13 protein-coding genes and 6 tRNA genes are annotated in these 14,647 nt (G+C 49.9%); 9 read left to right on the top strand and 10 right to left on the bottom strand.

The genetic code is table 11. The annotated features are described in order from the left end of the window. Window position 1: 1 nt before the first annotated feature. Window positions 2-220, top strand: a complete 219-nt coding sequence (locus LG384_RS16570; RefSeq protein WP_045445890.1) for a DUF3820 family protein — start codon at window positions 2-4, stop codon at window positions 218-220. On the opposite strand, the gene LG384_RS16565 is transcribed toward LG384_RS16570, so the two are convergent. After that, window positions 217-1,215, bottom strand: coding sequence for a bile acid:sodium symporter family protein (locus tag LG384_RS16565; protein ID WP_045445888.1), 999 nt, complete (start codon window positions 1,213-1,215; stop codon window positions 217-219). The genes LG384_RS16570 and LG384_RS16565 overlap by 4 nt on opposite strands. Window positions 1,216-1,304: 89 nt before the next feature. Between LG384_RS16565 and LG384_RS16560 the strand changes: the two genes are divergently transcribed. The 4 genes from LG384_RS16560 (at window position 1,305) to LG384_RS16545 (ending at window position 5,583) form a co-directional block, all read left to right on the top strand. Beyond that, a complete protein-coding gene (locus LG384_RS16560; RefSeq protein ID WP_048220860.1) occupies window positions 1,305-2,231 on the top strand; it encodes a LysR family transcriptional regulator in 927 nt (308 codons plus the stop codon). A 219-nt stretch (window positions 2,232-2,450) separates the two neighbouring features. Beyond that, complete coding sequence (gene xapA / locus LG384_RS16555; RefSeq protein WP_045445882.1) at window positions 2,451-3,284, top strand: xanthosine phosphorylase; 834 nt, start codon at window positions 2,451-2,453, stop codon at window positions 3,282-3,284. Between the two features lie 60 nt (window positions 3,285-3,344). Next, complete coding sequence (locus tag LG384_RS16550; RefSeq protein ID WP_225761244.1) at window positions 3,345-4,601, top strand: nucleoside permease; 1,257 nt, start codon at window positions 3,345-3,347, stop codon at window positions 4,599-4,601. 97 nt (window positions 4,602-4,698) lie between these two features. Next, window positions 4,699-5,583, top strand: coding sequence for a LysR family transcriptional regulator (locus LG384_RS16545; RefSeq protein ID WP_045445875.1), 885 nt, complete (start codon window positions 4,699-4,701; stop codon window positions 5,581-5,583). Between the two features lie 200 nt (window positions 5,584-5,783). Here LG384_RS16545 and LG384_RS16540 read toward each other — a convergent pair. From LG384_RS16540 to LG384_RS16525, 4 genes are all read right to left on the bottom strand, one after another. Then, window positions 5,784-5,859, bottom strand: a tRNA-Lys gene (locus tag LG384_RS16540). Window positions 5,860-5,863: 4 nt separating this feature from the next. Further along, a tRNA-Val gene (locus tag LG384_RS16535) sits at window positions 5,864-5,939 on the bottom strand. Window positions 5,940-5,985: 46 nt separating this feature from the next. After that, a tRNA-Val gene (locus tag LG384_RS16530) sits at window positions 5,986-6,061 on the bottom strand. A gap of 46 nt (window positions 6,062-6,107) precedes the next feature. Further along, window positions 6,108-6,183 (bottom strand) — tRNA-Val (locus LG384_RS16525). Window positions 6,184-6,440: 257 nt separating this feature from the next. Between LG384_RS16525 and gltX the strand changes: the two genes are divergently transcribed. Continuing rightward, the gene (gene gltX / locus LG384_RS16520; protein WP_045445872.1) at window positions 6,441-7,856 is read left to right on the top strand and encodes a glutamate--tRNA ligase; all 1,416 of its coding nucleotides are present in this window, start codon (window positions 6,441-6,443) and stop codon (window positions 7,854-7,856) included. Between the two features lie 56 nt (window positions 7,857-7,912). Here gltX and LG384_RS16515 read toward each other — a convergent pair whose 3' ends face one another. Further along, window positions 7,913-8,305 carry a YfeC-like transcriptional regulator gene (locus tag LG384_RS16515; RefSeq protein ID WP_045445869.1) on the bottom strand — a complete coding sequence of 131 codons (393 nt, stop codon included), beginning with the start codon at window positions 8,303-8,305 and terminating at the stop codon, window positions 7,913-7,915. A gap of 1 nt (window position 8,306) precedes the next feature. Then, window positions 8,307-8,669, bottom strand: a complete 363-nt coding sequence (locus tag LG384_RS16510; RefSeq protein ID WP_045445867.1) for a YfeC-like transcriptional regulator — start codon at window positions 8,667-8,669, stop codon at window positions 8,307-8,309. A 221-nt stretch (window positions 8,670-8,890) separates the two neighbouring features. On the opposite strand from LG384_RS16510, the gene LG384_RS16505 reads away from it, so the two are divergent. Together LG384_RS16505 and LG384_RS16500 are read left to right on the top strand one after the other, a co-directional pair. Continuing rightward, window positions 8,891-8,966, top strand: a tRNA-Ala gene (locus LG384_RS16505). A gap of 38 nt (window positions 8,967-9,004) precedes the next feature. Then, a tRNA-Ala gene (locus LG384_RS16500) sits at window positions 9,005-9,080 on the top strand. A 140-nt stretch (window positions 9,081-9,220) separates the two neighbouring features. Here the strand turns inward: LG384_RS16500 and nupC are convergent. Further along, entirely contained in the window at window positions 9,221-10,423 is a 1,203-nt protein-coding gene (gene nupC / locus LG384_RS16495) for a nucleoside permease NupC (RefSeq protein ID WP_045445864.1), read from the bottom strand. A 344-nt stretch (window positions 10,424-10,767) separates the two neighbouring features. On the opposite strand from nupC, the gene LG384_RS16490 reads away from it, so the two are divergent. Then, window positions 10,768-12,006: an Nramp family divalent metal transporter gene (locus tag LG384_RS16490; RefSeq protein WP_048220863.1), complete on the top strand. Its 1,239-nt coding sequence runs from the start codon at window positions 10,768-10,770 to the stop codon at window positions 12,004-12,006. Between the two features lie 49 nt (window positions 12,007-12,055). Here the strand turns inward: LG384_RS16490 and LG384_RS16485 are convergent, their stop codons facing one another. After that, window positions 12,056-13,048, bottom strand: a complete 993-nt coding sequence (locus LG384_RS16485; protein WP_045445858.1) for an ABC transporter permease — start codon at window positions 13,046-13,048, stop codon at window positions 12,056-12,058. 13 nt (window positions 13,049-13,061) lie between these two features. Then, complete coding sequence (locus tag LG384_RS16480; RefSeq protein ID WP_225761243.1) at window positions 13,062-14,588, bottom strand: sugar ABC transporter ATP-binding protein; 1,527 nt, start codon at window positions 14,586-14,588, stop codon at window positions 13,062-13,064. Window positions 14,589-14,647 lie beyond the last annotated feature (59 nt).

Here is a 14,647-nt window from a genome sequence, read left to right as displayed (position 1 = left end):
AATGGAAAAAGAGCAGCTGATTGACATCGCCAATACCGTGATGCCCTTTGGTAAATACAAAGGGCGGCGATTGATTGATGTGCCGGAAGAGTATCTGTTGTGGTTTGCCCGTAAGGATGAGTTTCCACCGGGCAAACTGGGTGAACTGATGCAAATCACGCTGCTGATTAAAACTGAGGGGCTGACGCAGTTGGTGCAGCCCCTGAAACGTCCGCTTTAAGCCTTTGCTGCGCGGCTTTCCCGCTGCGCCTGTAATTCGTCAGTTTGTCGTTTATAGCGACGCGCCAGCACGGCACACACCATGAGCTGAATTTGATGGAAGATCATCAACGGCAGCACCATCATTCCTATCACTGACGTCGGGAACAGGATATTCGCCATCGGGATCCCGTTCGCCAGGCTCTTTTTCGATCCGCAGAAAACAATGGTGATTTCATCGGCTTTGTTGAAGCCGCATTTACGCGCAACAAAGACGTTGATGCCAATCACAATTGCCAGCAATACGATGCTGACCACAACGATAAACAGCAGTGAGCCGACTCCAACTTTGTGCCAGATACCGTTAACGACCGCTTCGCTGAATGCAGAGTAAACCACCAGCAGAATGGAGGACTGGTCGGTTTTAGCGATCCATTTTTTATGGCGTGACACCCAGGCACCAATCCATGGACGCGAGAGATGTCCCAGTACGAAAGGTAACAGCAATTGCAGCATGATCTTACCAACTTGCTCCAGGCTGCCTTCTGCACCATGCATATTCATTACCAGGCCTACCAGTAACGGAGAGAGGAAAATACCCAACAGACTGGAGGCCGAGGCGGAGCAAACTGCGGCAGCTACGTTACCGCCTGCCAGCGATGTAAAGGCGATAGCCGACTGCACTGTGGCCGGCAAAATGCACAGATACAGGAAGCCTGTGTATAGCATCGGATCAACGTTGACCGGTGCCCACCAGGCGAACAAGACACCCAGCACAGGGAAGACCACAAAGGTGCTGCACATTACCCACAGATGTAAACGCCAGTGGCTACCGCCCGCAATAATGGCTTCACGCGAAAGCTTTGCTCCGTGCATAAAAAACAGCAGGGCAATAGCGGCGGTGGTTAGACCTTCAAAGAAGGGCACAAAACCGCCTTCGGCTGGAAAAAAGGATGCCAGTAAAACGACCGTAATAAGCGTCAGGGTGAACGGATCAAGGATACGAAAAAGTTTCATAAAAGCTCCTGGGATTCGGTATCAACATTTTGCGTTTTTCTGTTTGAGAAATAAAATTGATTTATTGCATCCATATATGAATTGAATAAATGAATTACTCACTACGTCAGCTACGCATCTTTGTCACCGTCGCTCAGGCTAAAAGCTTCAGTCGGGCGGGGGAAATTATTGGCTTAAGTCAGTCGGCGGTCAGCCACAGCGTTAAAGAGCTGGAAGGGCAGACAGGTGTCAGGCTATTGGATCGCACAACACGAGAGGTTGTGTTGACGGAAGCCGGGCAACAGCTGGCGACACGACTGGAGCGCATCCTGGATGAGCTGCACAGCACGCTGCGCGAAGCCGGACGTATGGGGCAGCAGTTGAGTGGTAAAGTTCGGGTTGCCGCCAGCCAGACCATCTCTGCGCATTTAATTCCACAGTGCATTGCTGAAAGCCACCGGCGCTACCCTGATATCCAGTTTGTTCTGCACGATCGCCCACAGCAATGGGTGATGGAAAGCATTCGGCAGGGCGATGTTGATTTTGGGATCGTTATCGATCCTGGTGCGGCGAGCGATCTTCAGTGTGAGTCGATCCTCTCCGAGCCCTTCTTTCTCTTGTGTCACCGCGAACATCCATTTGCAGCGCAGGATTATGTGCCCTGGCAGGCGTTACAGGGCGCGAAGCTTGTATTACAGGATTATGCGTCCGGTAGCCGGCCATTGATTGATGCAGCGCTGGCCCATTTTTCCATAGATGCCAATATTGTGCAGGAGATTGGCCATCCGGCGACGCTCTTTCCGATGGTCGAAGCGGGGATTGGTATTAGTGTGTTGCCCGCGCTGGCGTTACCCTTGCCGCAGGGGAGTCATCTGCAGGTCAAACGTTTGACACCCGTGGTTGAACGACAGTTGATGCTGGCTCGACGCAAAAATCGGTCGTTATCGACCGCCGCTCAGGCTTTGTGGGACGTGGTACGTACACAGGCCAGTGAACTAACCGCGGGTCGAGTCCGCGATCCGCTCTATCAGATATAAACCTCACCTTATAAAAGGGCTGCTGTTGCTCGTGCTTGAGCGCTGTCTGCCATTTCTGGCGGGGAAATAATGTGAGTTCGCACCGATTTAGCCCACGTTATCAATACAGATTTGCTATCGATAGTCGGGGAAAAGTGTATTGGTAATCGATTGCGTAGTCTCGCTATAACATCACAGCACCCTACGATATTTTCGATTACTCAGTTTTAAGGATATCCCATGAACGCCTCACTTTTTTCACAGAATCCCTGGTATAGCGCCGATATCATTCGTGGTTACAAACCTGATTTCACGCCGCGCGTGGCTTTTATCCTCGGTTCTGGCCTTGGCGCGCTGGCAGATCAAATTGAGGACGCGGTGGCGATCTCTTACGAGAAGCTGCCGGGATTCCCGGTTAGTACCGTACATGGCCATGCTGGTGAGCTGGTGCTGGGGAATCTGGCGGGGATTCCCGTTGCGTGTATGAAAGGGCGTGGGCACTTCTACGAAGGTCGCGGCATGACGGTGATGACCGATGCTATTCGCACTCTGAAACTGCTTGGTTGCGAACTGTTGTTTTGCACTAATGCCGCAGGTTCTCTTCGTCCCGAAGTAGGACCAGGTAGTCTGGTTGCGCTTAGCGATCACATCAATACTATGCCGGGTACGCCAATGGTTGGGCTTAACGATGAGCGTTTTGGAGAGCGCTTCTTCTCGCTGGCGAATGCATATGACGCAGACTATCGTGCAATCCTGCAAACCGTCGCGACAGAAGAGGGTTTCCCGCTTAGTGAAGGCGTATTTGTTTCCTATCCGGGACCAAACTTTGAAACAGCAGCAGAAATTCGCATGATGCAAATCATTGGAGGTCATGTCGTCGGGATGTCAGTCGTGCCCGAAGTTATCACTGCGCGTCACTGTGGCCTGAAAGTGGTTGCGGTTGCAGCCATTACGAATCTGGCTGAAGGACTGGGGGATGTGAAATTATCTCACGCGCAGACACTGGCTGCCGCTGAGCTATCCCGGCAGAACTTCATCAATCTGATCTGCGGTTTCTTACGCAAACTGGCCTGAATAAATAATAAAAATGACCCCGCTTGCGGGGTCTTACTTTGAGTGGCAAGGAACGGAAATATGGGTATCGCATCTCGCTTAAAGCTCATGTCGTTTTTGCAATACTTCATCTGGGGAAGCTGGCTAGTGACCCTGGGTTCTTACATGATTAACACCCTGGATTTCACTGGGGCTAATGTCGGTATGGTCTACAGTTCGAAAGGGTTGGCTGCGATTATTATGCCAGGCATTATGGGGATTATCGCTGATAAATGGCTTCGTGCAGAACGTGCCTACATGCTTTGCCATCTGGTTTGCGCAGGTGTGTTGTTATACGCGACAACCGTGACTGACCCTGAGACCATGTTCTGGGTTATGTTAGCTAACGCGATGGCTTATATGCCGACGATTGCGTTATCGAACAGCGTTTCATACTCCTGCCTTGCACAGTCAGGTCAGGATCCAGTAACCGCTTTCCCGCCGATTCGCGTATTTGGCACTATTGGTTTTATTGTTGCCATGTGGACAGTAAGTTTGATGGGCCTGGAACTCAGTAGTGCACAACTGTATATCGCGGCTGGTGCATCGTTGTTGCTGGCAATGTACGCTTTTACATTACCGAAAATTCCTGTTGCAGAGAAGAAAACCGCCACGACGCTCGCCGGTAAATTGGGGCTGGATGCTTTCGTCCTGTTTAAAAATCCGCGAATGGCGATTTTCTTTTTGTTTGCGATGATGCTTGGCGCTGTGCTGCAAATCACTAATGTTTTTGGCAATCCATTCCTGCATGATTTTGCTCGTAGCCCCGAGTTTGCTGACAGCTTTGTCGTTAAGTATCCGTCTATTTTGCTTTCGGTTTCACAGATGGCGGAAGTGGGTTTTATCCTCACCATCCCGTACTTCCTGAAACGCTTTGGCATTAAAACGGTGATGTTGATGAGTATGCTGGCGTGGACGCTGCGCTTTGGTTTCTTTGCTTTTGGCGATCCGTCACCGTTTGGTTTTGTTCTACTGCTGATGTCGATGATCGTGTACGGCTGTGCGTTCGATTTCTTCAACATCTCAGGATCAGTGTTCGTTGAGCAGGAGGTGAGTTCCAATATTCGTGCCAGTGCGCAGGGCCTGTTTATGACAATGGTGAACGGTGTTGGGGCGTGGGTTGGCTCAATCCTGAGCGGTATGGCAGTGGATTATTTCTCTGTTGATGGTATCAAGGATTGGCAGACTATCTGGCTGGTATTTGCTGCTTATTCTCTGCTATTAGCTGTTATCTTTGCGTTGTTCTTCCGCTATAAACATCAGCCGGAAAAACCAGTGCAGAAATCGCTGGCACATTGACCATCATAACGGCAGGCGCTCATGCCTGCCGTTTCATGTTCTGCGATGCAATGTGGTAACTTTGCGCATTATCCTTCGCTTCAGGAGCGCATTACACATGGAACGCACGCACCGTATCGATCTGAAGTTACTGCGTTATTTTCTTGCTGTCGCAGAAGAACTGCATTTTGGACGTGCTGCTGCTCGCCTGAATATGTCACAACCTCCGCTCAGTACTCATATTAAAGAGCTGGAACAGCAACTTGGTACGCTTTTATTTATCCGCCATTCCCGGAGTGTGGCGTTAACCCATGCCGGAAAAATTTTGATGGAAGAGTCACGCCGTCTGTTATCCAGTGCGAATCAGGCGCTGGCAAGAGTTGAACAGATTGGTCGTGGCGAGGCAGGGCGGATCGAGCTCGGCGTTATTGGCACCGCAATGTGGGGAAAAATGCGTCCGGTGATGCGGTGTTTTTTGAAGGATAACCCTAACGTCGAAGTACTGTTTCGTGAAAACATGCCTGCAATGCAAATGACCATGCTGGAGCGGCGTGAACTGGATGCGGGTGTTTGGCGGATGGCAACTGAGCCTTCTCCCGGATTTACCAGCCTGCGTTTACATGAATCTTCTTTTCTGGTGGCTATGCCGGAAGAGCATCCACTTACTGCTTATGATGCAGTACCGCTGGAAGCGCTGCGTAACGAATATTTTGTCACTATGCCTTCAGTTCATACTGACTGGGCATTTCTGCAACGTGTTTGCCAGAGTGCTGGATTCTCTCCGATGATAATTCGTGAAGTGCGGGAACCGCAAACGGTGCTGGCGATGATTAGCATGGGAATTGGTATTACGTTAATTGCAGATAGCTACGCTCAGATGAACTGGCCGGGTGTTGTATTTCGGGCGTTAGAAGAACGTATTCCGGCAGATTTGTATATTGTGTATGACCAACAACAAGCGACGCCTGCGCTGGAGAAACTGGTGGGGGCACTGACGATGTGATATTTCTGCCGGATGGTAGTACGAATGTCTTATCCGGCTTAAAACATATCATTTAGTAGGGATGACTCGCTTCGCTCACCCTCCGGGCCGTCGCCGAAAACGGCTCCGTTGTCTCACTACGTGAGACCCGAACCTGCTGCAGGTTCGAATCTTATAAATCGCAGATAGCAAAAAGGCGCCTTTAGGGCGCCTTTTTACATTGGTGGGGCGTGCAGGATTCGAACCTGCGACCAATTGATTAAAAGTCAACTGCTCTACCAACTGAGCTAACGCCCCGAAGTGGTGGGTGATGACGGGATCGAACCGCCGACCCCCTCCTTGTAAGGGAGGTGCTCTCCCAGCTGAGCTAATCACCCACTTCGGTACTTCATTTTGTTGTAAGAAATCCAGCTGGCGAGAAAGTGGTGGGTGATGACGGGATCGAACCGCCGACCCCCTCCTTGTAAGGGAGGTGCTCTCCCAGCTGAGCTAATCACCCACTTCTCAATTTCTTACATTACACGGCGGAGACTACATAAAGTAGTTGGTGGGTGATGACGGGTTCGAACCGCCGACCCCCTCCTTGTAAGGGAGGTGCTCTCCCAGCTGAGCTAATCACCCCCGCTGTGTGGAGTCGCATTATAGGGAGAGTTGAAAATGAGTCAACGCATTTTCAAAAGAAATTGTTCGTTCGTCGTAAATTTAAACAAAACGATCGCAAAACAGGCCATGCGGCATGATTTGTATACGAAAATGGTAAAGCGTGATGTTCCAACCTGATCAACATTGAGGAATCAGACCACGGTGATAGAATACCACCCTGATAATCTTCCCAGGTTTGCCGGTTGTCGGCATCTTTATAAACGTAAGGCCATTTCATGAAAATCAAAACTCGCTTCGCGCCAAGCCCGACAGGTTACCTGCACGTCGGCGGTGCGCGTACTGCTCTTTATTCCTGGCTTTTTGCACGTAACCATGGCGGTGAGTTTGTGCTGCGTATTGAAGACACCGATCTCGAACGCTCCACACCGGAAGCTATCGAAGCCATTATGGATGGCATGAACTGGCTGAACCTTGAGTGGGATGAAGGTCCGTACTTCCAGACCAAACGTTTTGATCGCTACAACGCAGTTATCGATGAGATGCTGGAAGCGGGTACAGCCTATAAATGCTACTGCTCCAGAGAGCGTCTGGAGCAACTGCGTGAAGAGCAGATGGCGAAAGGTGAAAAGCCGCGTTACGACGGTCGCTGCCGTCATGGTCACGAACATCATGCGGACGATGAGCCTTGCGTGGTACGTTTTGCTAACCCGCAGGACGGTTCCGTTATTTTTGACGACCAGATCCGTGGGCCGATCGAATTCAGTAACCAGGAGCTGGACGATCTGATCATTCGCCGTACCGACGGTTCTCCGACTTATAACTTCTGTGTTGTGGTCGATGACTGGGATATGGAAATCACCCACGTTATTCGTGGTGAAGACCATATCAACAACACCCCGCGTCAGATCAACATCCTGAAAGCGCTGAACGCGCCAGTGCCGGTTTACGCACACGTTTCGATGATCAACGGCGACGACGGTAAAAAGCTCTCCAAACGTCACGGAGCAGTCAGCGTAATGCAGTATCGCGATGATGGCTACCTGCCGGAAGCGCTGCTGAACTACCTGGTGCGTCTGGGCTGGTCCAGCGGCGATCAGGAAATCTTTACCCGCGAAGAGATGATCAAGCTGTTCTCCCTTGGCGCGGTGAGCAAGTCTGCGAGTGCATTCAACACTGAGAAACTGCAGTGGCTGAACCATCACTATATTAACGCCCTGGCTCCGGAATATGTGGCAACGCATCTGCAATGGCACATTGAGCAGGAAAATATCGACACTCGCGTTGGTCCGCAACTTTCCGAACTGGTGAAACTGCTGGGTGAGCGTTGCAAAACACTGAAAGAGATGGCGCAGAGCTGCCGCTATTTCTACGAAGACTTTGCCGAGTTCGATGCTGATGCGGCGAAGAAACACCTGCGTCCGGTTGCACGTCAGCCACTGGAAGTGGTTCGCGACAAGCTGGCTGAAATTAGCGAATGGACGGCAGAAAATGTCCACCACGCGATTCAGGCAACCGCTGATGAGCTGGAAGTGGGTATGGGTAAAGTGGGTATGCCACTGCGCGTTGCAGTAACCGGCGCAGGCCAGTCTCCGGCGTTAGACGTAACGGTGCATGCGATTGGAAAATCTCGCAGCATTGAACGTATTAACAAAGCCCTGGCGTTTATTGCTGAGCGTGAAAGTCAGCAGTAAGGCGGGTTGATACATAGAAAAACGGCAGGAAAATATCCTGCCGTTTTTTTTTGTGCTTATTCCGATTCATCAATGCCGAGACGGGCGAGAAAACTGCGGATGCCTTCACGTGAAAGAAAAAGCGCCAGCTTTTCTTGTTCCGTCGGGGACATGTTTTCTACTGCACCAATTATCTGGCGAAATGCAGGGCTGCGAGTAACGTGTGTGTATTCAGCAATGGGTTCTTCTGCCTGATAAAACTCAGGGACTTTGCGAAATGCAGGAATATTGAGAAGAAATTCTCGCACACCGCCATCAATATGAATAAGCCTTGCGCGGCCACCCTTCACGCCGGGAAACTTTTCGGTTTTCCAGTTTTGTTCTCTGATCCAGCGATTGACGGTTTGTTTGGCGACCCCGAGACATTCAGCCAGTTCTTCGGTGGTCATTTTGCTGCGTAATTTTTTCATATTATTTACTGTCGCGGATCCCTAAGCGTTGTAATAAACCCGTAATGCCTTCACGCAGGATCAGTGACGTAAACATTTTCTGTTCTGATGGCGTCATTTCTTTAGCCAGCCTTATCAGCAGTGCTTCGATAGAGGTGTCACCTGATAAAGATAAATTATCTGATAAGCCTTCAGCTGAACGCTCGGCACTGCGGATGTATTCACGAACTTGTTCGGTAACGTGAACCAGACGGGCTTTACCACCCTGAACGCCTGGTTTGGGTGATGTAGCCCAGCCTTCCTTGCGCACCCATTTATTGATGGTTTGTCGGCTGTAACCGGTCAGATTAGCAAGTTCTTCTGGCGTCATCCGTTCCTTGAACATAACGATTCCCTGAATAGTCGTGGGGTTAATTAGTGGTTCATTTTATAGCACCATTTTAGTCGAAACCGTGACGCGTTTAACTACTGAATGCGAGTTGTTGCGCAATGTTCTTCATTTGACTGCTTTTTCAGCGATTGAATTCTGTGAATTGATTTTGCCGTTGACACATGCGAAGGGAATTCATATGATGCCGCCCGTCAACTCGACAAGCTTTACGTGACGGGGCTATAGCTCAGCTGGGAGAGCGCTTGCATGGCATGCAAGAGGTCAGCGGTTCGATCCCGCTTAGCTCCACCAAATTTAATCCCAATAAGTTTGGTACGTAAAAGCATCGTGGGGCTATAGCTCAGCTGGGAGAGCGCCTGCATGGCATGCAGGAGGTCAGCGGTTCGATCCCGCTTAGCTCCACCAAAATTGAAACCCTCGCTGAAAAGCGGGGGTTTTTTGTTTCTACTTCCAGCCCGATTTCTCTTTTTTCCATTCAGATTGCTGAGTAACAGGCATAAAAAAGCCGGGGAGAATCTCCCCGGCTTTGTCACTGCGTGGCTGTTTTACAGCACCAGTGCTGCGATGGAAGCGGACAGTACGCTCACCAGCGTGGAGCCGTATACCAGTTTCAGACCAAAGCGAGAGACCACGTTGCCTTGCTCTTCGTTCAGGCCTTTGATTGCGCCTGCGATAATACCGATTGAAGAGAAGTTAGCGAAGGATACCAGGAACACAGAGAGGATGCCTTCAGCGCGCGGAGAGAGCGTTGAAGCGATTTTCTGCAGGTCCATCATCGCAACGAATTCGTTAGAAACCAGTTTAGTCGCCATGATACTACCTACCTGCAGTGCTTCGCTGGACGGAACACCCATTACCCATGCGATAGGGTAGAAGATGTAGCCCAGGATACCCTGGAAGGAGATGCTGTAGCCAAACCAACCGGTAACGGTGGCGAACAGGGCGTTCAGAGCTGCAATCAGCGCGATGAAACCAATCAGCATTGCTGCAACGATAATCGCCACTTTGAAGCCCGCCAGAATGTATTCCCCCAGCATTTCGAAGAAGCTCTGCCCTTCGTGCAGGTTGGACATCTGGATATCTTCTTCACTGGCATCAACACGGTAAGGGTTGATCAGCGACAGTACGATAAAGGTGCTGAACATGTTCAGAACCAGCGCCGCAACGACGTATTTCGGTTCCAGCATGGTCATGTACGCGCCCACGATAGACATGGAAACGGTAGACATCGCCGTTGCAGCCATGGTGTACATGCGGTTGCGTGACATTTTGCCCAGGATATCTTTATAGGCAATAAAGTTTTCAGACTGACCCAGGATCAGGGAGCTGACGGCGTTGAAGGATTCCAGCTTGCCCATACCGTTCACTTTGGATAACAGGAAACCAATAGCGCGGATGATAACTGGCAGAACACGGATATGCTGCAAAATACCGATCAAGGCGGAAATGAAGACGATCGGGCAAAGCACTTTCAGGAAGAAGAATGCCAGACCTTTGTCGTTCATATTGCCAAAGACAAAGTTTGTCCCTTCATTAGCGAATCCGAGCAGTTTTTCAAACATTTCGGAGAAGCCTCTCACGAAGCCCAGGCCGACATCAGAGTTCAGGAAGAACCATGCCAGTAACACTTCGATAACAAGCAATTGAATAACATAACGAATGCGGATTTTTTTACGGTCACTGCTTGCCAGCAGTGCGAGTACCGCAACGACGGCAAGGGCCAGGACAAAATGAAGAACGCGGTCCATATTTGCTCCAAATATGAGGCAGGTTTAGTTTCCGTGCACATTCTATGTAACAACACCAAAGAAAACGAGATCAAACACACACTATAATAAGGACCTGTGACGAGATTCAAAATTAGTGATCCGCGATACACTTCCGTTATGTTTAGTATGGAAGTGAAAAGTTATGTCATTGTGCTAATCTCATAACAATAATTAAACATCTCGCCGGTATTTCCAGATTTCTTATCAACCCATAGACCAACGCTATCAGAGAAATCAATTCAACCCATCAAAATGAATTTGATAATCATTCTCAATAAGCGTAGCTTAAAACATAGCAAAGGCTATGTTTCTGAGGCACTAAAATGACGAACGATCGCGTTGAGAGTAGCAGTGGACGGGCAGCGCGCAAGTTGAAGCTCGCATTAATGGGACCTGCGTTCATCGCGGCTATCGGGTATATCGACCCGGGTAACTTTGCTACGAATATCCAGGCAGGTGCCAGCTTTGGCTATAAACTGCTGTGGGTCGTTGTCTGGGCAAACCTGATGGCAATGTTGATTCAGGTGCTATCAGCTAAGCTGGGCATTGCCACTGGCAAAAATCTGGCGGAGCAAATTCGCGATCATTATCCGCGCCCCGTGGTCTGGTTCTACTGGGTGCAGGCTGAAATTATCGCCATGGCGACAGACCTGGCCGAATTTATTGGGGCTGCAATTGGCTTCAAGCTGATCCTTGGTGTTTCTCTGTTGCAGGGGGCTGTGCTTACTGGGATTGCGACTTTTTTGATCCTGATGCTGCAACGTCGTGGGCAAAAGCCGCTGGAGAAAGTGATTGGCGGATTATTATTGTTCGTTGCTGCGGCTTACATTGTAGAACTGGTTTTTTCTCAGCCGAACCTGGCACAGCTGAGTAAGGGAATGATTATCCCCAGCCTGCCCAATTCTGAAGCGGTATTTCTGGCGGCCGGTGTGCTCGGCGCCACCATTATGCCGCACGTTATTTATCTGCACTCATCCTTAACCCAGCATCTGCATGGTGGGACACGCCAGCAGCGATACACGGCAACCAAATGGGATGTGGCTATCGCCATGACAATTGCCGGATTTGTGAATCTGGCGATGATGGCGACGGCGGCAGCGGCATTTCACTTTAGCGGGCATACCGGTATTGCTGACCTCGATCAGGCCTACCTGACGCTTGAACCGTTGTTGAGTCACGCTGCGGCGACGGTCTTTGGTTTGAGTCTGGTGGCTGCTGGGCTTTCCTCTACGGTTGTCGGAACACTGGCGGGACAAGTTGTGATGCAAGGGTTTATTCGCTTTCACATTCCGCTTTGGGTACGCCGCACCGTCACCATGATGCCGTCGTTTATCGTTATCCTGATGGGACTTGATCCTACCCGTATTCTGGTGATGAGCCAGGTATTGCTCAGTTTTGGGATTGCACTGGCTCTGGTGCCGCTGCTGATATTTACCAGCGACAGTAAACTGATGGGCGATTTGGTTAACCGCCGTTGGGTAAAACAGGTTGGCTGGGTGATTGTGCTGCTGGTTGTGGCACTGAATATCTGGCTGCTGATAGGGACCGCGATCGGATTGTAGCGGTTATCATTTCCTTCGGTTACCCGGTCGCGCCGGGTAACCATCTCGCTTATTTTTTATTTAAATGGCTACGATAGGTATCAAGTACCACTGCAACGATAATAACGGCTCCTGTGATAAAACGTTTTGTGGGCTCGCTGGCGCCAACTTGCGCCAGCCCTGCTGCCAGTACGGAAATAATCAACGCGCCAAGAAAAGTACAGATAATCGAGCCGCGTCCCCCCATCAGACTCGTGCCTCCAATCACGACAGCAGCAATAACCTGTAGCTCCATCCCCACGCCACTATTCGGGTCTGCCGCCTCGAGACGGGCCACCTGAAAGAGTGATGCCAGACCAGATAATCCACCCATCAGGGCAAAGACTGCGATCTTGTAGGGCCCGGGATTGATGCCTGATAACCGGACAGCTTCTTCATTGGTACCAATGCCAATTAAATGGCGGCCAAAAACGGTTCGGGTCAGTACCAAATGTCCGACAATAATGACGACGATCGCGATAATAAAAGAAGGGGAGACGCCAAAGAGAATCGGGTCGGCTAAATAATCATAAATAGAACCGATATAGGCAGTTCGGGAGTCAGTTAACTGGTATGCCGCCCCGCGGGCCATTTCCAGTACGCCCAGTGAGACGATAAAGGCTGGAATACGCCAGGCAACGGTAATCAGTCCCGTCAGTGCTCCAACTAATGTAGCGAGTGCTATGCCAGAAAGCGCGGCCAGCCATGGCGACCATTGGAAATTTAAATAGGTGACGCTGACTACCGCTGCGGCAAGAGCCAGCAACGAGCCAACCGAAAGGTCGATACCGGCAATAATTAAGATAAACGTCATCCCTACCGACATGACGATTAAATCGGGGATCTGATTCGCAATAGTACTAAAGGTATTCATACTCAGAAAATGTGTACTGAGGCATGAAAACAGGACTATCATCGCCAATAATGCTCCGAGCAGCCCGATGTAGCTACTTAATCCTTTCCATGACGTCTGGGCCTTACCTTTCTCTGCTGCTGCTTGTTTTGTCGCAAAGTTGTTTTTCATTTTTTATCCCCGGCTACTCGCTGACGGTATTTTCTGCATGTTGATATGCAGAAAATGCTGCCGCTAAAATGCGATCCTGGCTCCAGTCATCACGCGTAAATGTGTTCACTAACTTGCCATCGGAAATTACCGCAATACGATCGCAAACGAGCATGAGTTCGCGCAGATCACTGGAAACGACAACAACGCCTTTTCCCTTAGACGTCAACGTATTCAGCAACTGGTAAATATCCTGTTTAGCGCCGACATCAATACCGCGAGTGGGCTCATCAAATAGGACAACTTCGCAGTCTCGTTCCAGCCATCGGCTAATCAAAACTTTTTGCTGGTTGCCGCCCGATAAACTCTCCACTGCCTGTGCTGTGTTTGTTGTACGAACAGCTAAACTTTTGATGTGTTTATTTGCTAACGTGGTTTCACTCAATGCGTTAACGACCGACAGATGACTTATTTTGTCGCTGTTGCCCAATGAAATATTTGCTGCAACCGACTGGGGTAATAAAAGCCCTTCACCTTTACGATCTTCCGTGACTAATGCGATACCGTGTCGAATAGCCTCAGCAGGAGAACGGATCGCTACGGGCTTTAATGGGGAGCCAATCAGCAAGGTGCCACTGTCGATTTTATCAGCGCCGAAAATAGCACGCAGAAGCTCTGTTCTGCCGGAGCCGACCAGACCGCTGATCCCTAACACCTCACCGCTGTACAATGTAAATGACGTATCCCGAATGATTTTCCCACGCTTAAAATTTTCCACTTTCAGGATGGGATGACCTGCCTGACGTCCACTTAAATCAAATGAACTTTCTAAGTCGCGCCCGACCATCAGCGAAACAAGCTGATCGCTGGTATAACGTTTGATATCGTCCACGCAAACCAAATGGCCATCTCGGAGTACGGCAATATCGTCAGCAATTATCGCTAACTCATCGAGACGGTGAGAAATATAAATGATTGAAACCCCACGGGCTTTAAACAGCGCTATCTGTTTAAACAGGAGTTCAACTTCACGACTACTGAGCATGGCCGTCGGTTCATCCAGAATAAGCACCCGACTTTCACCAATTAAGTTTCGTGCGATTTCGATCATCTGTTGATGACCAATACCCAATTCACCTACCAGCGTATTAGGATCGACAGATTGAAGTCCAACCATTGCCATCACCGGGCGAGCCATTTCTGTTAACTTTTTCCGATCGATCCAGCCGAACCGATGGGGAAGTTGTTCGAGAAACAGGTTTTCCGCGACCGACAATGTAGGCAACAAATTGAGTTCTTGCATAACCATGCGAACACCCAACTTTTCTGCTTCTTTTCGGGTAGCGGGGGCGTAAGGTTGACCCTGATAAATCATCTGCCCGGTAGTTGCGCTAGTTAGTCCGCCAATAATTTTTGATAATGTACTTTTCCCGGCACCGTTTTCTCCCGTCAGGGCCAATACTTTTCCTGGATATAATGCTAGCGTCACATCTACCAGGACAGGTTCACTATAGGTTTTACCTACTCCCTGTATTGTGAGGATCTCTTGCCCACTTTTCATATTCTGGCCTTATCCGGTAAGCCGCTCTGATACCCAAATAATTGCAATACCACAGCGGC

Source organism: Citrobacter sp. Marseille-Q3906, assembly GCF_916618775.1.
Taxonomy (GTDB): Bacteria; Pseudomonadota; Gammaproteobacteria; order Enterobacterales; family Enterobacteriaceae; genus Citrobacter; species Citrobacter murliniae.
This window is presented reverse-complemented; position numbering and strand designations above follow the sequence as displayed.